Below are 24,634 nucleotides of genomic sequence, written 5' to 3'. Positions count from 1 at the left end.
TCTTCCAGGACCCAGTGGTAACTCTGCTCAGAATAGAGGATGACTGGTCGAAATTGAAGCGGGAAGAGGCGAGAATGCGGAAGAAGGGGTGGATCTTTACGTTGTCTTACGTTCAGACGGGGCCGAAGCCCCGTCATCAGCATCAGTTACGGAACGGGTTGTTGCCGTTGCTGCTGGTTGAACGTGCCGCCGTTGGCTGAGCCGCAGGCATATTGCCAGTGCTGTTAAAGTCATTCACCGCGGCGTCTTGCTGCGGATTTTGCGGTGCCACGCTATCCGGAGAAGTCGGGATCGGTTTACCCAGCGTGTTGTTCAGCGCCACCAGATCCTGCTCGTTCAGCGTACCGAGCGCAGATTTGACGTTTAGCTGGTTGATAAGGTAGGTGTAACGCGCATTCGCCAGTTGCTGCTTGGCGTTGTACAGCGTGGTGGTGGCATCCAACACATCCACGATGGTACGTGTACCTACGGAATAACCGGCTTCCATCGCATCCAAGGAGCTTTGGGCAGAGACAACCGCTTGTTTGTACGCATTAATGCTACTGATAGACGCATTAATGTTGTTGAAGGAAGAACGAACGGTCTGCACCACGCTGCGGTGCGCGCTTTCCAGTTGTTCACTCGCGCCAACAAAGTTGTACTGCGCTTGTTTCACCTGCGAGTTAACCATTCCGCCCTGGTACAGCGGCAGCGAGAAGCTCAGACCAATTTTGTTCTGGCCCATGTTACTGTCGTCATATTGGGAGGTGTTGGTTTTGGAGCCGCTGTAGGAGGTGTCAGAAACGCCGGTAGAGGCGGTCAGGTCCAGAGTCGGTAAATGACCGTCCTGTGCCAGACGAATTTGCTCACGCGCCAGATCCTGGCTTAAACGCGCCTGTAATAATGACAGGTTGCGGTTTTCCGCTTCTTTCAACAGCGCGTTCACCGCCTGCGGTTTGTTGGTTTTGAAGCCATCAACGTTCAGCGAAGCCAGTTCCGGGTAGTAGTTACCTGTTACCTGACGCAGTTGCTCTACCGCGTTGTCCAGATTGTTACGCGCAGTCACTTCGTTCGCCAGTACGGTATCGTATTGTGAACGGGCGTTCTGTACGTCAGTGATGGCAACCAGGCCAACGTTAAAACGCTGAGTGGTCTGATCTAACTGACGATAGACCGCATCTTTCTGTGCCTGGGTGTAAGAAAGCACGTCAATTGCGTTCAGTACGTTAAAATAGGCCGTAGCGGTATTCAGGATCAGCGTTTGCTGGTCGGTCTGATACGTCACGTCCTGGATGCCCGCTGATTTTTCTTGCAGCGTCAGGGCACGCCATTTAGACATGTCGAACAGCGTCTGAGTCAATTGTAATGACGCGCTGGTTGCGTTGGAGTTGACGCCATTTGCATCACGGTAGCCATTGCTGTAGGTGTAATCGGCACCTAAACCCAATTGCGGCAGTAATGGACTACGCGCTTCGTTAATTTTCTCGAATGCAGCATCGCGATCGGCGGCGGATTTACGCAATTCCGGGTTGCTCAGGCGTGCTTGCTGATAAACCTGCATCAGGTTTTCTGCCTGGCTCAGAGTACTGAACCCCGACAGGCTCAGGCCGATAAGGATGGGGAGCAATTTCTTCATTTGCATTCCTTGTTGTGAAGCAGTATTTAGCGCTGATCAAATTGTAAAAATATTTGCTGATTCTAGCAGAATCCGCCACATCAAAAAGTTGGCGTTACGTGCCATACGGCGTTAATTTGCATCAATTTAACACAAGGGCGTTCAAACATCAGTCAAACGACCTTGAAATTCACATTTTAATCACTATTGGTTTCAGGACAGCACAATGCGTAAACCAGACAACTTGCCAATGACTTTCACTAAAAATGATGTAGAAATTATTGCACGAGAAACGCTATACCGCGGTTTTTTTTCACTGGATCTTTATCGGTTCCGCCATCGCCTGTTTAACGGCGGCATGAGCGGTGAAGTAAAGCGCGAAATTTTTGAGCGCGGACACGCGGCAGTCTTGCTACCCTTTGACCCTGAGCGGGACGAAGTTGTATTGGTCGAGCAGATCCGTATCGCGGCGTTTGATACCAGCGAAAGCCCGTGGTTACTGGAGATGGTGGCCGGAATGATCGAAGAGGGCGAAACCGTTGAGGATGTCGCCCGACGTGAAGCAATGGAGGAGGCCGGGCTGGAAGTGAAACGCACGAAGCCCGTTCTGAGCTACCTGGCAAGCCCTGGCGGCACCAGTGAGCGCCTGTCTATTTTAGTTGGCGAAGTGGACGCCACGACCGCGAGCGGGATCCACGGTCTGGCTGATGAAAACGAAGATATTCGTGTTCATGTGGTAAGCCGGGAGCAGGCTTACCAATGGGTAGAAGAGGGGATAATCGACAACGCGGCTTCTGTCATCGCCTTGCAATGGTTGCAGCTGCACTATCAAGAGTTAAAAACTGAGTGGAAAAAATGAAGCGTTACACACCTGACTTCCCTGAAATGATGCGCCTGTGCGAAACCAACTATTCGCAATTGCGCCGCCTGCTGCCGCGTAATGATGCAGCCGGTGAAACAGTGAGCTATCAGGTAGCAAACGCACAATATCGGTTAACGATCGTTGAATCGACCCGATACACTACGCTTGTCGCGATCGAACAAACGGCCCCGGCAGTCACTTACTGGAGCCTGCCGTCATTGACCGTGCGTCTGTATCATGACGCAAGGGTGGCTGAAGTGTGTTCGAGTCAGCAGATCTTTCGCTTCAAAGCGCGGTATGATTATCCAAATAAAAAGTTGCATCAACGCGACGAAAAGCATCAAATTAATCAGTTTCTGGCCGACTGGTTACGGTACTGTTTAGCACATGGAGCGATGGCGATTCCGGTTTATTAGCGTCGTGAAACCTAAGGACACCATTTGGAAAGCCTGTTAACCCTTCCTTTGGCTGGTGAGGCCAGAGTCAGGATCTTACAAATTACTGATACTCACCTGTTTGCCGAAAAGCATGAAACGCTACTGGGTGTGAACACCTGGGATAGCTATCAATCCGTACTGGATGCAATACATGCAGAGTCGCCTGAATACGATCTGATCGTTGCGACGGGGGATTTGGCGCAGGATCAATCCGCTGCGGCTTATCAGCATTTTGCTGAGGGCATCGCAAGTTTTCGTGCGCCCTGCGTTTGGCTACCGGGCAACCATGATTTTCAGCCGGCAATGTACAGCGCGCTGCAGGACGCGGGAATTTCCCCTGCTAAACGCATCTTCATTGGCGAACAGTGGCAAATCTTGTTGCTGGACAGCCAGGTGTTTGGCGTTCCCCACGGTGAATTAAGCGAATTTCAGCTCGAGTGGCTGGAACGTAAACTTGCCGATGCGCCTGAGCGCAATACCTTGCTGCTTCTGCATCATCATCCTTTGCCTGCGGGCTGCAGCTGGCTCGATCAGCATAGCTTGCGAAATGCCGCAGAGCTGGATAACGTGCTGGTGAACTATCCGCGCGTGAAGTATCTGCTGTGCGGGCATATTCATCAGGAACTGGATCTGGACTGGAACGGTCGCCGCTTGCTGGCGACGCCGTCGACCTGCGTGCAGTTTAAGCCGCACTGTTCCAACTTCACGTTAGATACCATCAGCCCCGGCTGGCGGACGCTGGAGCTTTTTGCTGACGGGACGTTGCAGACTCAGGTACGTCGTCTGCAGGGTAATCGGTTCCACCCTGATACCGCTTCAGAAGGCTACTGATGTCTACGCTTCTCTATCTTCACGGATTTAACAGCTCTCCTCGCTCGGCGAAGGCGTGTTTGCTGAAAAACTGGCTGGCGGAGCACCATCCGCACGTTGAGATGATCGTACCGCAACTGCCGCCGTATCCAGCCCAGGCCGCAGAGATGCTGGAGTCGATCGTTCTTGAACATGGCGGAGAGTCGCTGGGCATTGTTGGTTCGTCATTGGGGGGCTATTACGCCACCTGGCTGTCACAATGTTTTATGCTACCCGCGGTGGTGGTGAATCCTGCTGTCCGACCTTATGAACTGCTGGTCGATTATCTCGGTCAAAACGAGAACCCCTACACCGGGCAGCAATATGTGCTAGAGTCACGCCATATTTACGATCTTAAAGTCATGCAGATTGACCCGCTGGAAGCGCCGGATTTGATCTGGCTGCTTCAACAAACGGGCGATGAAGTGTTGGACTACCGCCAGGCGGTGGCGTATTACGCCTCCTGCCGCCAGACAGTTATTGAGGGCGGAAACCACGCATTCACGGGCTTCGAAGATTATTTCAACCCGATTGTCGATTTCCTTGGACTGCACAGTTTCTGACGATCAATTCGAATTGCTTATTTAAACCATGACGCAAACTTATAACGCTGATGCCATTGAGGTACTCACTGGGCTTGAGCCGGTACGCCGTCGCCCGGGGATGTACACCGATACCACCCGTCCGAACCATCTTGGACAGGAAGTGATTGATAACAGTGTGGATGAAGCACTGGCGGGCCACGCGAAACGCGTGGACGTGATCTTGCATGCCGACCAGTCTCTGGAAGTCATTGATGATGGCCGCGGCATGCCGGTAGACATTCACCCTGAAGAGGGCGTTCCGGCGGTTGAACTGATCCTCTGTCGTCTGCATGCGGGTGGCAAGTTCTCCAACAAGAACTACCAGTTCTCCGGTGGTCTGCATGGGGTGGGGATCTCCGTGGTCAACGCCCTGTCAAAGCGTGTGGAAGTGAACGTGCGCCGCGACGGGCAGGTGTACAACATCGCGTTTGAGAACGGCGATAAGGTGCAGGATTTACAGGTTGTCGGTACCTGCGGTAAACGCAATACCGGAACCAGCGTGCACTTCTGGCCGGATGAAAGCTTCTTTGACAGCCCGCGTTTTTCCGTTTCGCGCTTAACGCACGTACTGAAAGCCAAAGCGGTACTGTGTCCGGGCGTTGAGATCACTTTTAAGGATGAGGTCAACAACAGCGAACAGCGCTGGTGCTATCAGGATGGTCTGAATGACTATCTGAGCGAAGCGGTGAATGGCCTGCCGACGCTGCCGGAAAAACCGTTTATCGGTAATTTCAGCGGTGAGACGGAAACCGTGGACTGGGCGCTGCTCTGGCTGCCGGAAGGCGGCGAGCTGCTGACCGAAAGTTATGTGAACCTGATCCCAACCATGCAGGGCGGTACGCACGTTAACGGCTTGCGTCAGGGGCTGCTGGATGCGATGCGTGAGTTCTGTGAATACCGCAATATCCTGCCGCGCGGCGTGAAGCTGTCGGCGGAAGATATCTGGGATCGCTGTGCTTACGTGCTGTCTGTAAAAATGCAGGATCCGCAGTTTGCCGGGCAAACCAAAGAACGCCTCTCTTCGCGTCAGTGTGCGGCATTTGTCTCTGGCGTAGTGAAAGATGCTTTCAGCCTGTGGCTGAACCAGAACGTGCAGTCGGCTGAACTGCTGGCTGAGATGGCGATTTCCAGCGCCCAACGTCGTTTGCGTGCAGCGAAAAAAGTGGTGCGTAAAAAGCTGACCAGCGGTCCGGCGCTGCCGGGGAAACTGGCGGACTGTACCGCACAGGATCTTAATCGCACCGAACTGTTCCTTGTCGAAGGTGACTCGGCGGGCGGATCGGCCAAACAGGCGCGCGATCGTGAATATCAGGCGATCATGCCGCTCAAAGGTAAGATCCTTAATACTTGGGAAGTTTCTTCCGATGAAGTGCTGGCCTCGCAGGAAGTTCACGATATTTCGGTGGCGATCGGCATCGATCCGGACAGCGACGATCTGAGCCAGCTACGCTACGGCAAGATCTGTATTCTGGCGGATGCGGACTCCGATGGTTTGCACATTGCTACGCTGCTGTGCGCACTGTTTGTGAAACACTTCCGCACGCTGGTGAAACACGGTCACGTCTACGTGGCATTACCGCCGTTATACCGTATCGACCTCGGTAAAGAGGTGTATTACGCACTGACGGAAGAAGAGAAAGCGGGCGTACTGGAGCAGCTAAAACGCAAGAAAGGCAAGCCGAACGTGCAGCGCTTTAAAGGTCTGGGCGAAATGAACCCGATGCAGCTGCGTGAAACCACGCTGGATCCGAACACCCGTCGCCTGGTGCAGTTGATCATTGATGATGACGACGATCAGCGTACCAACGCAATGATGGATATGCTGCTGGCCAAGAAGCGTTCTGAAGATCGCCGTAACTGGTTGCAGGAGAAAGGCGACCTGGCGGATCTCGAAGGGTAATACGCCCGATGGCGCTGCGCTTATCGTGCCTACGGGAGCGCTATTTGTAGGCCGGATAAGGCGTTCACGCCGCCATCCGGCGATGCGTTCTTGCCCGATGGCGCTGCGCTTATCGTGCCTACGGGAGCGCTATTTGTAGGCCGGATAAGGCGTTTACGCCGCCATCCGGCGATGCGTTCTTGCCCGATGGCGCTGCGCTTATCGTGCCTACGGGAGCGCTATTTGTAGGCCGGATAAGGCGTTCACGCCGCCATCCGGCGATGCGTTCTTTCCCGATGGCGCTGTGCTTACCGTGCCTACAGGAGCGCTATTTGTAGGCCGGATAAGGCGTTCACGCCGCCATCCGGCGATGCGTTCTTGCCCGATGGCGTTGCGCTTATCGTGCCTACGGGAGCGCTATTTGTAGGCCGGATAAGGCGTTCACGCCACCATCCAGCGATGCGTTCTTGCCCGATGGCGCTGCGCTTATCGTGCCTACGGGAGCGCTATTTGTAGGCCGGATAAGGCGTTTACGCCGCCATCCGGCGATGCGTTCTTGCCCGATGGCGTTGCGCTTATCGTGCCTACGGGAGCGCTATTTGTAGGCCGGATAAGGCGTTCACGCCGCCATCCGGCGATGCGTTCTTGCCCGATGGCGCTACGCTTATCGGGCCTACGGGTTATTTTTATGCCGCTTGCGATACTGCAGCGGCGTCTCGCCAATGCCTCTGCCGAAGGCGCTGATAAAGTACGTTACCTCTGAAAATCCCACCTTTTGCGCAACCTCCCGCACGCTGATTTCACTGTGTAACAGCGCTTCACAGGCTTTACGCAGGCGTAGAGTATTGAGATAGTCGAGAATGCTCTCGCCCGTTTCCATCTGGAAGCGGCGGGAAACATAGCTTTTTGATTTGCCCAGCTCCTGTGCCAGCGCCGCCAGACTAAATTTGTGGGTGTAATGCTCATCCAGCCAGAACATTACCTGACTGGCAATTCCACTGCTAATTTCTGGCATATTGCCATTATCTTCGGGTAACAGGCTGAATAAATTAACTAACAGACAGGCAACCTGCTCAGTATTCAGCGGCTTCTGTGCAGCCATTTTTTCATAACGGCTGAAAAGAAAATCAACATGGGTGTGGATATCCGCCGCGTCGACGACCCATGCTTCGCTGCCGCGTACGCTCAGATTTTGCAGGTGCTGCTGAGTGTGCGGAAAGTCGCGTAGCACCTTCAGCACCGCATGTTGATCGAGATGAATAATGGTACGCCGATAACCATCCCGCGCCTGCTCGTCGACCCATATCTTGTGTAGGGTAAACGGCGGAAAAAAGAACATCCGTCCCGGTCGCATGGTGAACTGCTTATGGTCAACCGTGACCACGCCAAAGCCTTCTTCCACATACAACACTTCCAGACACTGATGCCAGTGGTGGTAACGCACCGTATTGGCGAATAAACGGCTGAACGACGCAATCGCATCATTAAGTGCAATCAGCTCCAGATGTTCTTGCTGTGAGGATAAGGTCATAGTGCAATAAATTTAAATTTTTGCCGCCGAATAGTAATTTATAAACCCTATTTTTAAATTTCCTCAATCACTGTTTTACTTTAATGCCGGTGGTGTGATTGACGTAACATTTCTGCTGCTCTGCGATTCACTATTCTTTAGCCACTTAATTCAGAGGGGCAGAGTATGTGGTCAACAACTGAAGAAAAATCAAATCCATTGTCATCACGCGAAGACGTAACGTGCGCTGTTAACGCCATTTTACGTGCGCTGGATCAGCAGTTTCCGGCGGGACAAGCTCAGTTTTCACTTGGCAATACCTGCGCTCACTACAGCGTGGATATCGCCTGTATGGAAGGACTTTCCCGGGCGCTGTGGGGACTGTTTCCGCTGATGGCGGGCGGGGCTGATGCGCCGTATGCCGAAAAATACATTCAGGCGATAAAACTTGGCACCGACCCGCAAAGTCCACACTACTGGGGGGATACCGGCCCGTACGATCAGCGCCTGGTCGAGATGGCGGCATATGGTCTGGGTCTGGCATTGTTACAGACGCAACTGACGGACTGCTTCTCCCTGCGCGAACGTGAAAATCTGCACCGCTGGCTAAATCAGATAACCGACGCGCAAATGCCGGACAGCAACTGGAACTACTTTGCGATTATCGTTCAGCTTGGCTTCAAGCGGGCGGGTCTGCCTTATGATCAGGCTGCTATCGATCGCCGTTTTGAGCTGATGGAAGCCTACTATCTCGGTGACGGCTGGTATTCTGATGGTCCCGGGCGTCCGAAAGATTACTACATCTCAATGGCATTCCACTTTTATGGCCTGTTATATGCCACCCTTAGCCCCGATGACGCCGATCGCGCCGCCACTCTGCGTGAGCGCTCGCGCCTGTTTGCCGAAGATTTCATTTATCTGTCCGCAGCTGACGGCGCATCGGTACCGTTTGGCCGTAGCCTGACCTACCGCTTTGCCATGGTTGCGTTCTGGAGCGCAGTGGCGTTTGCTGAACTGGATGTCTTTTCGCCTGGCATCATAAAAGGCGTGATCCTGCGTCACCTGCGTTGGTGGCAGAAGCAGCCAATTTTCGATCGCGATGGAATTTTGACGCTGGGGTTTGCCTACCCGAACCTGGCGATGTGCGAAGATTACAACTCGCCGGGATCGCCCTACTGGGCACTGAAGGTCTTTTTGATCCTCGCTCTGCCCGAGAAGCATCCCTTCTGGCAGGCTGAAGAGCAGGTCTTACCCGCACTTGACGAAAAACGGGTGATTGCGCATGCCGCGCAGATCATGCAGCACAGTGAGCATTCTGAACATGTCACGATGCTGACCTCAGGCCAGCTGGAACTGAATAACTACGTCAATACCGAGGCCAAATACACTAAGTTTGCCTACTCCAGCTGTTTCGGTTTCACCATTGAGCGTGGCCGTTACGGCATCAAACATGCGGCTTGTGACTCTATGCTGCTGTTGGCAGATGGTGATGGCTACTATCGTGGTCGTCGTCAGTGTGATGACGTTCGGGTTGATGAGAATTTTATCTGGTCCCGTTGGTCTCCCTGGCATGACATCACCCTTGATACCTGGCTGGTCCCATTTGGTGAGTGGCATCTTCGTTTGCACCGTATTCACAGCGCACGAACGCTGCAAACGGTGGAAGGAGGATTTGCGGTAATGAAAGCCGAGCCTCAGCTACGCGAGCGCGGCTGTCTCATTGCGGCACGTAATGGAACCAGCGTTATCGTAGATCTGTCGCCATCCATACTTCGTCAGCCTGACAGCGTGGTCACATCGCCAAACAGCAGCATCATGTTCCCTGAATGCGCCTCGATCCCTGTGCTTACCAACGAAATCCCGCCGGGCGAAAGCTGGCTTTGCTGCGCCGTGAGCGCCAGCGGGCAGCAGAGACGCTACGCCGCTGTTCCGCAGCTTTCTATCAACAATAGCCAGGTTGTTATTCAGCAGCCTGAAAGTGCACGCCAGTTGTCGTTCTTTTTATAGCGAGGATGGTATGAAAAATAGTTCAACGGGAAATCGGACTGAATATTATAAAATAAGTAGCTTTATATTCCTCTATTTCTTTACGTGGTCCGCAAGTATTGGTCTGCTGGCTATCTGGTTAGGGCAAAAAGCGCAGTTGAGCGGTACGGTGATCGGCACCGTATTTGCCGTAAATGGTATCTTTTCGGTTATTCTGAAACCTATTTATGGCTATATTCTCGATAAAATAGGGATGAGTAAATATCTACTCTATTTTGTCGTGGTGATGTCTGCGTTAATGGCACCCTTTTTTATTTATGTCTATCAGCCATTATTACTGTCGAATACTATGTTGGGTATTATCGTTGGCGCGATTTACTTAAGCTTTGCATGGTACGCCGGGGTCGCTGCCTGTGAATCCTATTCCGATCGCTACAGCCGCCTGAACGGCATGGAGTTTGGGCAGATCCGCATGTGGGGGTCACTTGGCTGGGCGGTGGCGTCGTCGTTCTCGGGCCTGCTGTTTAACCTCTCTCCGGCCTACAACTTTATACTCGGCAGCGTGGCGTCGTTGGTGATGCTGGTTGTTCTGCTGAGTCTGAAAGTCAATGTCAATGCGGCCAACGCCTCGGAGGTGTTAACCAAAGAGAAAATCGCCCCGGCGGATGTGTACGCTCTGCTGCGAAATCGCAAATTCTGGGCATTCTGCCTGTACGTTGCGGGCGTGGCGTGGATGATGTTCATCGCTGAGCAGCAGTTTTCCCGCTACTTCGTCACATTCTTCTCGGATGTGCAGGAAGGAAACGCCGTCTTTGGTTACCTGGGGACCGTGCAGTCGGGAATGGAATTTGTCATGTACATGGTCATTCCGTTATTCGTTAATTACGTTGGTGCGAAGCGTGGTCTGCTGATTGTCGGGGCGCTGGTGGGCGCACGATTGGTTATCTCTGGCCTGTGCGACTCTCACCTGCTTATTTCTGTGCTGAAACCACTATACGGTCTGGAAATCTGTTTATTACTGGTTTCCGTCTTTAAATATATTGCCGAGCATTTTGATAAACGGGTAAATGCGACCATGTATTTACTGGGTTATCAGGCCATGCTGTATGTCGGTAATGTGGTGGTTTCATCACCCGCTGGATTAATGTATGACCGGATCGGTTTTGAGAAGACATATATCATTATGGGTATTGTGGCGCTGATCTTTACATTGATATCAGCATTTACCTTATCAGCCTGTCAGAGTAAACGTCGCAATAATATTGCTCTCGATATTGCTGAAAATAATCCTGCAAAATAATTTACGTAATAAGGAACCGAAATATGTTAAATCATATCGCTGAGGAATCGTTGCGCGCATTTCCTGGCAGCCCGGTTAATCCCGGCAGCTTTCAGGATCAAATGAGTAGCGCCCGGGAACATGTCCTCGAATTGATTAGCCGTCATTTAACGGAATTCGGTGAACAATTTCCTGCCGAAACCTGTGTGCATGGTTATTACCCGCTGACAGAGAATGTGGAATGGACGACCAGCTTCTGGACCGGGCAATTATGGCTGGCGTGGGAAATGACTGGTGAAACCAAATTTCGTGAGATGGCGGAGAAGCATGTGCGTTCGTTTGGCCTGCGTATTGCCAAACGTCACGATACCAACACCCACGACCTCGGATTTCTCTATACGCTTTCCTGCGTAGCGGCCTGGAGATTGACGGGCAATCGCGATGCGCGAGGGTTTTCCCTGATGGCGGCAGAAGCACTGTTGGAGCGCTTTCATGAAAAGGCGCAGATCATCCAGGCGTGGGGCGATCTTCGCGATCCCGAGCAGGCCGGACGGATGATCATCGACTGCAATATGAATCTACCGCTGCTGTACTGGGCGAGCGAGCAAACGGGCGATCCGCGTTTTGCGAATGCCGCCAAAGCGCACGTTGCGCAGGCAGCAAAATATCTGATCCGCCAGGATGCGTCGACCTTCCACACCTACTATATGGACGTGCAAACCGGCGATCCGCGTTACGGTAATACGCAGCAAGGCTATGCCGATGATTCTTGTTGGTCGCGTGGGCAGGCGTGGGGAATTTATGGTTTTCTGCTGAGCTATATCTACACCGGTGATAACCAGATGGTGCAGTTGTCGAAAAAGCTGGCCAACTACTTTATTAATCGTCTGCCGGAAGATGCCGTGTGCCATTGGGATCTGGCATTAGTCGGCACCGATGCGCTGCGCGATTCGTCTTCGGCAGCGATTGCGGTCTGCGGTCTGCTGGAGCTGATTAAACACCTGCCGGTGACCGATCCGGATCGCGAGCGCTATCAGCAGTGGGCGATGGGGATCATGTCTTCGCTGACCAGGCACTATCTGATGGGCAAAGATGAGCAGGGAAACGGGCTACTGAAACACTCGGTGTATCACCTGTCGAGCAACAAAGGGGTCGATGAGTGTGCAAGCTGGGGGGATTACTTCTACGTTGAAGCGTTAATGCGCTTTACTCAGAGCTGGAAGCTGTACTGGTAAGGAGTGCCCGGTAGCGCTGCGCTTACCGGGCCTGGGATTGGACTATAAGCCGGATACGTCTGCTTGTGGCGTTATCCGGCAAATCGACAATCTTAAATGCCAGACTCCAGAATACGAATATTCATGTCCAGCACGTCGCCTTTCACGGCTTCGCTATAGGCTTTCATGTGCGGTGTCTGCAAATGCGCTTCAAGATGCGCAATACTTTCCCACTGTTCAATCATCACGATTGAGTCCGGAGCCGTGGTCTGAAAACTGACGCCAGCAGCATGATCGACCATCGGCGCGTAGCCGTGGCAGCCTTCTTCTTTCAGTACGGTCGGAACGATTTTAGCAAACTGATCCAGTACCGCCTGGCGGTGATGTTGACCTGGACGTGTACGGATTTCTGCAATAACGGTAAGCATGGTTAACTCCTTCTAATTCCAGGTTACCAGTTAACCAAAAATTTCGTTCAGATGCTTGCGATATTCTGCGATATAACGCGGGACGTCCGGCATTTTAATCACATCATTGGTGATAAATGTCGGCAGCGCTTCCATTCCGAGGAACTGGTTTGCTTTATGGAATGGCAGATAAACGCCATCAACGCCAACGCCATGGAAGAACTGATCTTTTTCAGTGAAGGCTTCCATCGGTGCGTTCCAGGTCAGAGACAGCATGTATTTTTTGCCCTGAATCAGCCCGCCGGAGCCGTATTTTTTAGAGGCATCTGAACGTGTACGACCATCGCTGGCATACAGCGTGCCGTGACCTGCGGTAAACACGTCATCGATGTATTTTTTCACGGTCCACGGTGCGCCCATCCACCAGCCTGGCATTTGCCAGATAACCGCATCGGCCCAGACAAAGTTCTGCACTTCTGTTTGAACGTCATAATCGCTGTCTGCGCGTACGACTTTAACATCATGTCCGAGGTCGCGCAGGATACCGTCCGCGACCTCGGTCAGGGTGTCATTCAGTTGACCATTAGAATGGCCGAATTTTTTCGCCCCATTGATAATCAGAATGTTGCTCATTTTGTGTCCTCAAAGAAATACGTTTGAGGATGATTTTACTCCCACCAACGGTGCGGTGAAATTAGCAAAATGTGCAAAGTCTTTTGCTTTTTGAGCAATAATAACCCAATTACCAACTGACTTTTGCTTCAAAGCCACCTTCTGGGGCATTGCCAAATGAGGCTGACATCCCATGCAAAGTCGCAATACGGCGGACAATCGACAGGCCGAGACCGCTGCCGGTCACGCTTTGTCCCGGTGGACGATAAAAGCGTTCACCGATGTGTGTAAGGACCTCCGGCGCAACGCCAGGACCATTATCTTTGACGCTAAAATTGCGGGTGTTGAGCGTCACTTCCACAATGCTGCCCTGCGGGCTGTAGCGGATCGCATTATCCAGCAGATTTCGTACCATCAGGCTGAGTAACAGCGGCTGTCCCGTACGCGTGATGTCGTGCGCGTTAATCTGCAAACGCACATCGATGTGCGCCTGCTGGGCCGGATGATAGATGTCCATCACCGCGGATTGCAGTAGCTCCTCCAGTGAGATTTCCGCCATATCCTGAAGATTATCGAGGGAGTCGAGGCGCGAAAGCGTCAGGAGCTGATCGACCAGTCGGGTGGCGCGTTCAATTCCCGCATGCAGCTGCACCAGCGCTTTTTCCCGCGTTTGCGGGTCGTCGTCTGACAGTTGCACCACTTCGGTTTGCACCTTCAGCGCGGTCAACGGACTGCGCAGCTCGTGGGCGGCGTCAGAAGTGAAGCGGCGTTCACGCACCATCATGGAATGGGTACGAGTAAACAACTGATTGAGCGATTCAACCAGCGGGCGCACTTCGCTTGGCACCCCTTTCGGGTCGAGCGGCTCTTCCGATTCCGGCGAACGCCAGCGTAGGGCCTGCGCCAGTTTTTTTAACGGCCTGAGTTCACGACTCAGCATGACCACAAGGATCAGCAACATCAGCGGCAGCGCAATCAACCACGGCGTTAACTGGGCGGTGACAATCGAGAGCGCCATATCCTCCCGATACTCCCACTCCTGGCCTACCACAATGCGGTACTTGCCGTCAGCGGAATTCAGCCATAGAAAACGCCATGAATCGTTGTCACCCTTAAGTTGACCATCGGCAAAGCCCTCCCGGCTGTAGCTGTAGGGAATATCCTGGCCGTTGTCGCCATCGTGCAACACCATTTTTCCGTCGGTGGTAAAGATGGCAAACGTCAGCGCGTCGTCATCAATATGGCCGTGCTTGAGCTTCTTCGGCGTGCGGGCCATAGTGCTTGAGGTGGTGACGTCACTGATATCCAGCGTGCTGAGCCGTTTGGCGAACAACATCAACTGCGTATCAAACAGCTCATCGACATTATCGGTAGTCTGCTTCCAGGCCACAAAGCTGGAAACGGCCCAGGTCGCTGAAGCCAGAATCAAAAAAATAAGCGTTAGCCTGACGCGCAGGCTGAGGCGTTGTGTGAGTTTCATGCGTCACCCAGGGTGTAGCCAATGCCATGCACGGTACGGATAAAGTCGCTGCCGAGCTTACGGCGTAAGTGATGGACGTGTACTTCAACCGCATTGCTGGAGACGTTCTCGTCCCAGGTATACAGTTTTTCTTCGATCAGTTTGCGGGGCAGGACGCGGCCCTTGTTGCGCATCAGCAGCTCCAGCAGCGCGAACTCTTTAGGTTTGAGAGACAGAGGTTCATCCGCCGCCGTGGCGACCAGCGCGCCGGGATCGAGCGTCACCTGACCATGGCGCAAAATGTTGCTGGCCTGGCCGCTGGCACGGCGCACCAGCGCCTCCAGCCTCGCGGCAACTTCAATCAACGCAAAGGGTTTGCACAGATAGTCATCTGCGCCGAGGCGCAGGCCTTCAACGCGTTCTGCCAGCGCGTCGCGAGCGGTCAGGATCAGCACCGGTTCCTGCTTCCCGTTGGCTCGCCATTCGCGCAAGATGTCCCGTCCGTCTATGCCTGGCAGCGTCAGGTCGAGGATAACCGCATCATAAGGGGCGCTATACAGCGCTTCTTTCCCCTGACGACCTTCGCTAAACCAGTCGATGCTGAAACCCATTTTACTCAGACCCGTTTTCAGGCCATCGCCAATCAATGTGTCATCTTCGATCAGTAAAATACGCATATGTTCTTCCCTGCCGCCGCTTTCTTTACCATCAGTAAACCTGTGGCTACAGCCTCTGTACAGCAAAAAAGTATCTTTTTTTGCCTTAAGAACTTGTTAAGGATTAACTTATTTAATAGTCGTAAACCAACATGAAAGGGAGACATGACGATGAAAAAATTAGCTGCAATGGTTGCCGTAATGGCACTGTGTTCCGCACCTGTTCTGGCAGCTCAGCAGGGCGGCTTCTCTGGACCAACAACCACCACGCAAAGCCAAAACGGCGGATTTGTTGGCCCGAACGGTAGCAGCACAACGGTAGAAAGCGCTAAATCGCTGCGTGATGACACCTGGGTTACTCTGCGTGGGAACATCGTTGAACGTATTTCCGACGACCTGTATGTGTTTAAAGATGCGACTGGCACGGTGAATGTGGATATCGACCACAAGCGCTGGAACGGCGTAACCGTCACGCCGCAGGATGTGGTTGAAATCCAGGGCGAAGTGGATAAAGACTGGAACTCCGTTGAAATCGACGTGAAACAGATTACCAAAGTTGCCAAATAATCCCCATCTGGGCCGCATTCGCGGCCCTTTTCTTTGTGACTCAACACGCCAGATAGGGTAGTATCTGCGGCAATATTGCCCTTCAATAGAGGGGTACAAAGTTGAGGAACCACGATTAATGAGCGATATGGCAGAGCGCCTGGCGCTGCATGAATTCACGGAAAACGCCTATCTGAACTACTCCATGTACGTCATCATGGACAGGGCGTTGCCGTTTATTGGCGATGGTTTGAAACCCGTTCAGCGTCGCATCGTGTACGCGATGTCCGAACTGGGGCTGAATGCCAGCGCCAAATTTAAAAAATCCGCCCGTACCGTCGGTGACGTACTGGGTAAATACCACCCGCACGGCGACAGCGCTTGCTATGAAGCGATGGTGCTGATGGCGCAGCCGTTCTCTTACCGTTATCCGCTGGTTGATGGGCAGGGGAACTGGGGGGCGCCGGACGATCCGAAATCCTTCGCGGCGATGCGTTATACCGAATCCCGCCTGTCTAAATATGCAGAAGTTCTGCTGGGTGAACTCGGTCAGGGAACGTCAGACTGGGTACCAAACTTCGACGGCACCATGCAGGAGCCGAAGATGCTGCCTGCGCGTCTGCCAAATATTCTGCTGAACGGCACGACCGGTATTGCCGTTGGTATGGCGACGGACATTCCGCCGCACAACCTGCGTGAAGTGGCAAAAGCAGCGATTACCCTGATTGAGCAGCCGAAAACGACGCTGGATCAACTGCTGGACATCGTGCAGGGGCCGGATTACCCGACCGAAGCGGAGATCATTACCTCGCGTGCGGAAATTCGTAAGATTTACGAAAATGGACGCGGCTCCGTACGTATGCGTGCGGTATGGACGAAAGAAGACGGCGCGGTGGTGATTTCCGCGTTGCCGCATCAGGTTTCCGGGGCAAAAGTGCTGGAGCAGATCGCTGCTCAAATGCGCAATAAAAAGCTACCGATGGTAGACGACCTGCGCGACGAATCGGATCACGAAAACCCGACCCGTCTGGTGATTGTCCCGCGCTCCAATCGCGTGGATATGGAGCAGGTGATGAACCACCTGTTTGCCACCACCGATCTGGAAAAAAGCTACCGCATCAACCTGAACATGATCGGTCTTGATGGGCGTCCGGCGGTGAAGAACCTGCTGGAGATCCTCACCGAATGGCTGGCGTTCCGTCGCGATACCGTGCGCCGTCGCCTGAACTATCGTCTGGAAAAAGTGCTTAAACGCCTACACATCCTTGAAGGTTTGCTGGTGGCGTTCCTCAACATTGACGAAGTGATCGAAATTATTCGTCATGAAGATGAACCTAAGCCCGAGCTGATGTCGCGTTTTGGTATTTCTGAAACCCAGGCTGAAGCTATCCTTGAGCTGAAATTGCGCCACCTTGCCAAACTCGAAGAGATGAAAATCCGTGGTGAGCAGGATGAGCTGGCGAAAGAGCGCGATCAGCTGCAGGGTATTCTGGCTTCCGAGCGTAAAATGAGTAACCTGCTGAAGAAAGAACTGCAGGCTGACGCCGAGGCCTATGGTGACGATCGCCGTTCTCCGCTGCAGGAACGTGAAGAAGCGAAGGCGATGAGCGAGCACGACATGCTGCCGTCAGAGCCGGTGACCATTGTCCTGTCTCAGAGCGGTTGGGTGCGTAGCGCGAAAGGCCACGACATCGATGCGCCAGGATTAAGCTATAAAGCCGGTGACAGCTATAAGTCGGCGGTGAAGGGTAAGAGCAACCAGCCGGTGGTGTTCGTTGACTCAACCGGACGCAGCTATGCCATCGACCCGATTACGCTGCCGTCGGCGCGTGGTCAGGGTGAACCGCTGACCGGGAAGCTCACGCTGCCGCCGGGCGCGACGGTTGAGCACATGCTGATGGAAGGCGACGATCAGAAACTGCTGATGGCGTCCGATGCGGGCTACGGTTTTGTCTGCACCTTCAATGACCTGGTAGCACGTAACCGTGCTGGTAAGGCATTGATTACGCTGCCAGAAAATGCGCGCGTGATGCAGCCCGTGGTGATTGAAGATGAAACCGATATGCTGCTGGCAATTACCCAGGCCGGTCGCATGTTGATGTTCCCGGTAAGCGATTTGCCGCAATTGTCGAAAGGCAAAGGGAACAAGATTATCAATATCCCTTCAGCGGAAGCGGCGAAAGGCGAAGATGGCCTGGCGAAGCTCTACGTGCTGCCGCCACAAAGCACGCTGACCATCCACGTCGGTAAGCGCAAAATTAAACTGCGTCCTGAAGAGTTGCAGAAAGTAACCGGCGAGCGTGGCCGTCGCGGTACGCTAATGCGTGGTCTGCAGCGTATCGACAGCATTGATATTGACTCGCCTCGACGCGCCAGTCACGGCGACAGCGAAGAATAACGCTACCGTCCGACTCTCCCTGGGTTAGCCCAGGGAGAGTCAACGTTAAAAATTCCCGTGAAACCGTTGTTTATTCGTGCGTTGCGATTAACAATACGCTTTTCCAGAGAGCCGCCCTTAACAAAGCCCTAACCTGATACTGCATGATGAATCAGGTGACGTAAAATGCCAGGCTCTTAGGCCTTAGAGGTTGTTATGTTATATATTTTTCGTTTAATCATTACTGTTATTTACTGCGTTCTGGTCTGTATTTTCGGTTGCATATATTGTCTGTTCAGCCCGCGAAATCCAAAACACGTCGCAACGTTCGGTCATATGTTTGGCCGCCTGGCTCCCCTTTATGGCCTGAAGGTCGAGTGCCGCATGCCGGCAGACGCGCAGAACTATGGTAATGCTATCTATATTTGTAACCATCAGAACAACTATGACATGGTTACCGCTGCGAATATCGTTCAGCCGCCGACGGTGACGGTAGGTAAAAAAAGCCTGCTGTGGATCCCGTTCTTCGGCCAGTTGTATTGGTTAACCGGCAACCTGCTGATTGACAGAAACAACCGCGCCAAAGCGCACAGCACCATTGCAGCCGTGGTGAACCATTTCAAAAAACGTCGCATTTCTATCTGGATGTTCCCGGAAGGAACGCGCAGTCGTGGTCGCGGTTTGCTGCCGTTTAAAACCGGCGCGTTTCATGCGGCGATTGCGGCGGGTGTCCCGGTCATTCCAGTGTGCGTTTCAACAACCTCGAACAAGATAAAACTCAACCGACTCAATAATGGTCTGGCGATTGTAGAGATGCTGCCGCCGGTGGATATTAGCCACTTTGGGAAAGATCAGGTTCGTGAACTGGCAGCGCATTGCCGTACGCTGATGGAACAAAAAATCGCAGAACTCGATAAAGAAGTTGCTGAGCGGGAAGCCGCCGGTAAGGTTTAATCCGCGCAATTCGGTTTTTTTACAGGAAAGTATTTCTTGTGTGTTAATCGCCAGTTTTTCATGGAGTTTATATGTCATTCAGTCGGCGTCAGTTCATTCAGGCATCGGGGATCGCACTGTGTGCAGGTGCTGTTCCGCTGAAGGCTAATGCTGCCGGTCAGCAACAACCGTTACCCATACCTCCGCTGTTGGAGTCCCGTCGGGGGCAGCCGCTATTTATGACGCTGCAACGTGCGCACTGGTCCTTCACGCAAGGCACGCGCGCACCTGTCTGGGGGATTAACGGTCGCTACCTGGGACCGACGATTCGCGTCTGGAAAGGGGATGACGTCAAGCTTATCTACAGCAACCGTCTGACTGAAAATGTCTCGATGACCGTCGCCGGACTACAGGTGCCAGGCCCGCTGATGGGCGGCCCGGCGCGTATGATGTCCCCTAATGCGGACTGGGCGCCAGTGCTGCCGATTCGCCAGAATGCCGCTACGTTGTGGTATCACGCCAATACGCCAAATCGTACTGCTCAGCAGGTCTATAACGGCCTTGCCGGGATGTGGCTGGTTGAAGATGAAGTGAGTAAGTCACTGTCTATTCCCAACCACTATGGCGTGGATGATTTTCCGATCATTATTCAGGACAAGCGCCTGGACAACTTTGGTACGCCGGAATACAGCGAGCCCGGCAGCGGTGGTTTTGTCGGCGATACGCTATTGGTCAACGGGGCACAAAGCCCGTATGTCGAAGTCTCCCGTGGCTGGGTGCGCTTGCGTTTGCTGAACGCGTCAAACTCGCGCCGATACCAGCTGCAAATGAGCGATGGCCGGCCGCTGCATGTGATTTCCAGCGATCAGGGCTTTTTACCTGCGCCGGTTTCGGTAAAGCAGCTCTCGCTAGCGCCTGGCGAGCGCCGTGAGATTCTGGTGGATATGACAAACGGAAATGAGGTCTCTATCACCTGCGGTGAGGCGGCCAGCATTGTCGACAGGATCCGCGGATTCTTTGAGCCTTCCAGTATTCTCATCTCCACGCTGGTATTGACGCTGCGCCCGACGGGTCTTCTGCCACTGGTGACTGATAGCCTGCCCATGCGCCTGCTGCCAACGGAAATCCTCAGCGGTTCGCCGATTCGCAGCCGTGATATCAGTCTGGATGACGATCCCGGCATTAACGGTCAGCTGTGGGACGTCAACCGTATGGATATTACCGCCCAGCAGGGCTCCTGGGAGCGCTGGACGGTAAGGGCGGATATGCCGCAGTCTTTCCATATTGAAGGCGTCTCGTTCCTGATCCGTAATGTGAATGGCGCGATGCCGTTCCCGGAAGACAGAGGCTGGAAAGATACCGTCTGGGTCGACGGTCAGGTTGAATTACTGGTTTACTACGGACAACCTTCCTGGGCTCATTTCCCGTTCTACTTTAACAGCCAGACGCTGGAAATGGCGGACCGGGGATCTATCGGACAGATTCTGGTGAATCCGGCGCCGTAGCGCGCCGGGGTTTGCTTTACGCCCGCCAGAACATGCGCGAGAACAGGATCAGAATGGGGTAAATCTCCAGACGTCCCATGATCATGGCCGCGCACATCAAAAGCTTTGCCTCCTCATTTAAGGTGCCAAACGTCGTGGCGGTAACGCCAAATCCCAGCCCCATATTATTGATACAAGCGGCGACGGTGGCGAAAGAGGAGAAGAGATCGTAGCCCATCAGATTGAGCGCCCAGATAAAAAAGCTGGTGAACAAAACGTAGAGAAAGAAAAAGCTCCATACTGAACGCACCACCCGGTCGCTTACCACGCTGTTGCCCACTTTGATGTTCAGCAGGGCGCGGGGATGCGCAAGCTGGTGTAACTCCTGACGGCACTGCTTGAACATAATCAAAAAGCGCAGCACCTTAATCCCCCCGCAGGTTGATCCTACACAACCGCCGAAGAAACTGGCGCTGAGCAGCATGAAGATCGTGTGCGAAGGCCACTGCGCGTAATCTGCCGTCGACAGGCCATTATCTGTCAGCATGGAGCTGGCCAGAAAAAAGGCATGCACCAGGCTGTCCGTTATCCCGTACATGCCCGCCCGCCAGACCTGCCAGGTGGCGATCAGGGTGACAACCAGCGCAATTAGCAGAAAGAAACGCAGCTCGGCATTACGACGAAAGGGCTTGAAGGTACGTTTCACGATAGCAACGTACCAGAGAGTGAAGTTAAACGCCGACAGCAGTGAAAACAGTCCAGCGACTAGTTCAATAGCGTGGCTGTTATAAAAACCGATGCTCTCGCTGCGGGTAGAAAATCCGCCGAGAGAGACCGTCGACAGCCCGTGGCATAAGGCGTCGAAGAACGACATCCCGGCAGCCCAGTAGGCCAGTGTACAAATAAGTCCCAGTATGACGTAGGTCAGCCATAGGGTACGGGCGGTATCCGCAAGCCTTGGCGTGAGGCGTTCTTCTTTAAAGGGGCCCGGCATTTCAGACTGATACAGCTTCATACCACCAATACCCAGCAACGGCAATACCGCCACGGCGAGGACAATAACGCCCAGGCCGCCAATAAAATTGAGCTGGGCCCGGTAGTACAGATACGATTTCGGCAAGGCGCTGACGTCGTCAATCACCGTTGCGCCCGTGGTAGTAATCCCGGAAACCCCTTCGAACAGGGCATCGGCAAAGGAGAGATTTAAGCCATCGTCCATCCACATCGGCATTGCGCTGATAAATGAAAATAGCAGCCAGAACAGAACGATAATCACGAAGCCATCGCGGGTGCGCAGTTGAATTCCCGCATGTTTGGTGGCCAGCCACGCCCCGCCGCCGAGGGTAAAGAAAGTCATAAATGTGCTAAAAAAAGCGAAAAAACTTCGCTCTTTGTTTAACAAAGCGATGGCCATCGGCGGCAGCATAGAAAAGCTATAGAGAAGTACCAGAAATCCGCACAGGTGAACAACAACCCGTAACTGGGAAATATGCAGTGAATCGTTGAGTCGCAATGAAAAATCCCCCGCCGAAAAAGAGTTATCTCAGCTGGCTGGCATGGTGTTAATTATGATTGATAAAAATGATCGTCGTAAAATTTAACAATTTATATAACTTTCTACTGGTCTGGCTCAGACTCCACTTCATTTCTTGCCGACATACAGCGTATAATCCCCGGCCTTTGATTATTTTTTTACCATTTTTGGAAGCACTATGAGCGCAATATCCCTGATCCAGCCGGACAGAGACCTTTTCTCCTGGCCGCAGTACTGGGCTGCCTGTTTTGGCCCGGCACCATTTTTGCCGATGTCACGTGACGAAATGGACCAACTTGGCTGGGATAGCTGCGACATCATTCTGGTTACCGGCGATGCATACGTCGATCATCCCAGCTTTGGCATGGCAATTTGCGGCCGTATGCTGGAAGCGCAGGGCTTTCGCGTTGGGATTATCGCCCAGCCGGACTGGAACAACAAAGACGATTTTATGCGTTTGGGTAAACCGAACCTGTTCTTTGGTGTGACCGCAGGCAACATGGATTCGATGATCAACCGTTATACCGCCGATCGCCGACTGCGCCATGACGATGCCTACACGCCAGACAACGTGGCTGGCAAACGCCCGGACCGCGCCACGCTGGTCTATACCCAGCGTTGTAAAGAAGCATGGAAAGATGTGCCGGTTATTCTCGGCGGTATTGAGGCCAGCCTGCGCCGTACCGCGCATTATGACTACTGGTCTGATACCGTTCGTCGCTCCGTTCTGGTGGATTCCAAAGCCGACATGCTGATGTTCGGCAACGGTGAGCGTCCGCTGGTGGAAGTGGCGCATCGTCTGGCGATGGGTGAAACTATCGATCAGATCCGCGACGTGCGTAACACCGCGATTATGGTTAAAGAAGCGCTGCCGGGCTGGAGTGGGGTAGACTCCACGCGTCTCGACACACCGGGCAAGATTGACCCGATCCCGCATCCGTACGGCGAAGATTTGCCGTGTGCCGACAACAAACCTGTCGCCCCGAAAAAGCAGGAAGCGAAAGCGGTCACCGTACAGCCGCCGCGCCCGAAACCGTGGGAAAAAACCTACGTGCTGCTGCCGTCCTTCGAAAAAGTGAAGGGCGACAAAGTGCTGTATGCGCATGCGTCACGTATCCTGCACCACGAAACGAACCCAGGCTGCGCGCGCGCGCTGATGCAAAAGCATGGCGATCGCTATATCTGGATCAACCCGCCAGCCATTCCGCTCTCTACCGAAGAGATGGACAGCGTCTTTGCGCTGCCGTACAAGCGCGTGCCGCATCCGGCGTATGGCGACAGCCGCATTCCGGCCTATGAGATGATCCGTTTCTCGATCAACATCATGCGTGGCTGCTTTGGCGGCTGTTCGTTCTGTTCGATAACAGAGCACGAAGGCCGCATCATCCAGAGCCGCTCTGAAGATTCGATCATCAATGAAATTGAAGCCATTCGCGACACCGTTCCGGGCTTTACCGGCGTGATTTCCGATCTCGGCGGCCCAACGGCGAACATGTATATGCTGCGCTGTAAGTCACCGCGTGCGGAGCAAACCTGCCGTCGTCTGTCATGCGTCTATCCGGATATTTGTCCGCATATGGATACCAACCACGAGCCGACGATTAACCTTTATCGCCGTGCGCGTGATTTGAAAGGCATTAAAAAGATCCTCATCGCTTCCGGTGTGCGCTATGACATCGCAGTTGAAGATCCGCGCTATATCAAAGAGCTGGCGACCCATCACGTTGGCGGCTATCTGAAGATTGCGCCAGAGCATACTGAAGAAGGCCCGCTGTCGAAGATGATGAAGCCGGGGATGGGCAGCTACGATCGCTTTAAGGAATTGTTCGATACCTACTCTAAACAGGCGGGTAAAGAGCAGTACCTGATCCCGTACTTTATTTCCGCGCACCCGGGTACGCGTGATGAGGATATGGTGAATCTGGCGCTGTGGCTGAAACAACGTCGTTTCCGCCTCGATCAGGTGCAGAACTTCTATCCGTCGCCGCTGGCGAACTCCACAACCATGTATTACACCGGGAAAAACCCGCTGGGTAAAATTGGTTATAAGAGTGAAGACGTGGTGGTGCCGAAAGGTGATAAACAGCGCCGTCTGCATAAAGCCCTGCTGCGCTACCATGATCCAGCCAACTGGCCGTTAATCCGCCAGGCGCTGGAAGATATGGGTAAAAAGCATCTGATCGGTGGTCGTCGCGAATGTCTGGTTCCGGCGCCTACGCTGGAAGAGATGCGCGAAGCGCGTCGTCAGAACCGTCATACTCGTCCGGCGCTGACTAAGCATACGCCAGTGGCGCACCAGCGCCAGACGCCTGCCGCGAACAAAAAACGTGGGAAAGTAGCTGGGCGCTAATCTGTCTTGCCGGTAGTGAAATACTTATCAGGCCTACGAATAGCACAATTTTGTAGGCCGGATAAGGTGCTTGCACCGCCAT

The 24,634-nt window shown here is 53.4% G+C and carries 20 protein-coding genes; 13 read left to right on the top strand and 7 right to left on the bottom strand.

Annotated features, from left to right (window positions below):
* Positions 1-142: 142 nt before the first annotated feature.
* Entirely contained in the window at positions 143-1,621 is a 1,479-nt protein-coding gene (tolC, locus tag E1B03_RS22475) for an outer membrane channel protein TolC (RefSeq protein WP_133086957.1), read from the bottom strand.
* Positions 1,622-1,820: 199 nt separating this feature from the next.
* Between tolC and nudF the strand changes: the two genes are divergently transcribed.
* Genes nudF through parE form a run of 5 tightly spaced genes read left to right on the top strand, consistent with a single transcriptional unit; the run spans position 1,821 to position 6,226 of the window.
* Positions 1,821-2,453 (top strand): ADP-ribose diphosphatase, encoded by a 633-nt coding sequence (gene nudF / locus E1B03_RS22470; protein WP_103769742.1) that lies wholly within the window; start codon positions 1,821-1,823, stop codon positions 2,451-2,453.
* Entirely contained in the window at positions 2,450-2,872 is a 423-nt protein-coding gene (locus tag E1B03_RS22465; protein ID WP_003024582.1) for a DUF1249 family protein, read from the top strand. The genes nudF and E1B03_RS22465 overlap by 4 nt, the downstream gene beginning before the upstream one ends.
* A gap of 24 nt (positions 2,873-2,896) precedes the next feature.
* Positions 2,897-3,724 carry a 3',5'-cyclic-AMP phosphodiesterase gene (gene cpdA, locus E1B03_RS22460; protein WP_103769741.1) on the top strand — a complete coding sequence of 276 codons (828 nt, stop codon included), beginning with the start codon at positions 2,897-2,899 and terminating at the stop codon, positions 3,722-3,724.
* Entirely contained in the window at positions 3,724-4,305 is a 582-nt protein-coding gene (gene yqiA / locus E1B03_RS22455; protein ID WP_103769740.1) for an esterase YqiA, read from the top strand. The genes cpdA and yqiA overlap by 1 nt, the downstream gene beginning before the upstream one ends.
* A gap of 28 nt (positions 4,306-4,333) precedes the next feature.
* Entirely contained in the window at positions 4,334-6,226 is a 1,893-nt protein-coding gene (parE, locus tag E1B03_RS22450) for a DNA topoisomerase IV subunit B (RefSeq protein WP_133086956.1), read from the top strand.
* A 652-nt stretch (positions 6,227-6,878) separates the two neighbouring features.
* Here parE and E1B03_RS22445 read toward each other — a convergent pair.
* Positions 6,879-7,736, bottom strand: coding sequence for a helix-turn-helix transcriptional regulator (locus E1B03_RS22445; RefSeq protein WP_133086955.1), 858 nt, complete (start codon positions 7,734-7,736; stop codon positions 6,879-6,881).
* Positions 7,737-7,901: 165 nt separating this feature from the next.
* On the opposite strand from E1B03_RS22445, the gene E1B03_RS22440 reads away from it, so the two are divergent.
* Genes E1B03_RS22440 through E1B03_RS22430 form a run of 3 tightly spaced genes read left to right on the top strand, consistent with a single transcriptional unit; the run spans position 7,902 to position 12,215 of the window.
* Positions 7,902-9,722, top strand: coding sequence for a DUF2264 domain-containing protein (locus E1B03_RS22440; RefSeq protein ID WP_133086954.1), 1,821 nt, complete (start codon positions 7,902-7,904; stop codon positions 9,720-9,722).
* Positions 9,723-9,732: 10 nt separating this feature from the next.
* Positions 9,733-11,001 (top strand): oligosaccharide MFS transporter, encoded by a 1,269-nt coding sequence (locus E1B03_RS22435; RefSeq protein ID WP_103769735.1) that lies wholly within the window; start codon positions 9,733-9,735, stop codon positions 10,999-11,001.
* A gap of 23 nt (positions 11,002-11,024) precedes the next feature.
* Positions 11,025-12,215 (top strand): glycoside hydrolase family 88 protein, encoded by a 1,191-nt coding sequence (locus tag E1B03_RS22430; RefSeq protein WP_133086953.1) that lies wholly within the window; start codon positions 11,025-11,027, stop codon positions 12,213-12,215.
* Positions 12,216-12,307: 92 nt separating this feature from the next.
* On the opposite strand, the gene E1B03_RS22425 is transcribed toward E1B03_RS22430, so the two are convergent.
* From E1B03_RS22425 to qseB, 4 genes are all read right to left on the bottom strand, one after another.
* Entirely contained in the window at positions 12,308-12,622 is a 315-nt protein-coding gene (locus E1B03_RS22425; protein ID WP_103769733.1) for a putative quinol monooxygenase, read from the bottom strand.
* A 30-nt stretch (positions 12,623-12,652) separates the two neighbouring features.
* Positions 12,653-13,234: an NAD(P)H-dependent oxidoreductase gene (locus E1B03_RS22420; protein ID WP_043017635.1), complete on the bottom strand. Its 582-nt coding sequence runs from the start codon at positions 13,232-13,234 to the stop codon at positions 12,653-12,655.
* A gap of 109 nt (positions 13,235-13,343) precedes the next feature.
* Positions 13,344-14,693: a quorum sensing histidine kinase QseC gene (qseC, locus tag E1B03_RS22415; RefSeq protein WP_133086952.1), complete on the bottom strand. Its 1,350-nt coding sequence runs from the start codon at positions 14,691-14,693 to the stop codon at positions 13,344-13,346.
* Complete coding sequence (gene qseB, locus E1B03_RS22410) at positions 14,690-15,349, bottom strand: quorum sensing response regulator transcription factor QseB (protein ID WP_133086951.1); 660 nt, start codon at positions 15,347-15,349, stop codon at positions 14,690-14,692. Before qseB ends, qseC begins: the two co-directional genes overlap by 4 nt.
* Positions 15,350-15,499: 150 nt before the next feature.
* On the opposite strand from qseB, the gene E1B03_RS22405 reads away from it, so the two are divergent.
* From E1B03_RS22405 to ftsP, 4 genes are all read left to right on the top strand, one after another.
* Positions 15,500-15,895, top strand: coding sequence for a YgiW/YdeI family stress tolerance OB fold protein (locus E1B03_RS22405; RefSeq protein WP_005123105.1), 396 nt, complete (start codon positions 15,500-15,502; stop codon positions 15,893-15,895).
* A 118-nt stretch (positions 15,896-16,013) separates the two neighbouring features.
* Complete coding sequence (gene parC, locus E1B03_RS22400; RefSeq protein WP_103769730.1) at positions 16,014-18,272, top strand: DNA topoisomerase IV subunit A; 2,259 nt, start codon at positions 16,014-16,016, stop codon at positions 18,270-18,272.
* Between the two features lie 195 nt (positions 18,273-18,467).
* On the top strand, positions 18,468-19,205 hold the full coding sequence (gene plsC, locus E1B03_RS22395; protein ID WP_003024540.1) for a 1-acylglycerol-3-phosphate O-acyltransferase: 738 nt from the start codon (positions 18,468-18,470) through the stop codon (positions 19,203-19,205).
* Between the two features lie 71 nt (positions 19,206-19,276).
* Entirely contained in the window at positions 19,277-20,689 is a 1,413-nt protein-coding gene (gene ftsP / locus E1B03_RS22390; RefSeq protein WP_133086950.1) for a cell division protein FtsP, read from the top strand.
* Between the two features lie 16 nt (positions 20,690-20,705).
* Here the strand turns inward: ftsP and E1B03_RS22385 are convergent, their stop codons facing one another.
* Positions 20,706-22,181: a TrkH family potassium uptake protein gene (locus E1B03_RS22385; RefSeq protein ID WP_133086949.1), complete on the bottom strand. Its 1,476-nt coding sequence runs from the start codon at positions 22,179-22,181 to the stop codon at positions 20,706-20,708.
* Between the two features lie 199 nt (positions 22,182-22,380).
* Between E1B03_RS22385 and E1B03_RS22380 the strand changes: the two genes are divergently transcribed.
* Complete coding sequence (locus E1B03_RS22380) at positions 22,381-24,552, top strand: YgiQ family radical SAM protein (RefSeq protein WP_103769726.1); 2,172 nt, start codon at positions 22,381-22,383, stop codon at positions 24,550-24,552.
* The last annotated feature ends 82 nt before the right edge of the window (positions 24,553-24,634 follow it).

The sequence above is a fragment of the Citrobacter arsenatis genome (assembly GCF_004353845.1).
GTDB classification, from domain to species: Bacteria; Pseudomonadota; Gammaproteobacteria; order Enterobacterales; family Enterobacteriaceae; genus Citrobacter; species Citrobacter arsenatis.
The sequence above is the reverse complement of the archived record's forward strand: the minus strand, read 5'-3'. Positions and strand labels throughout refer to the sequence as shown.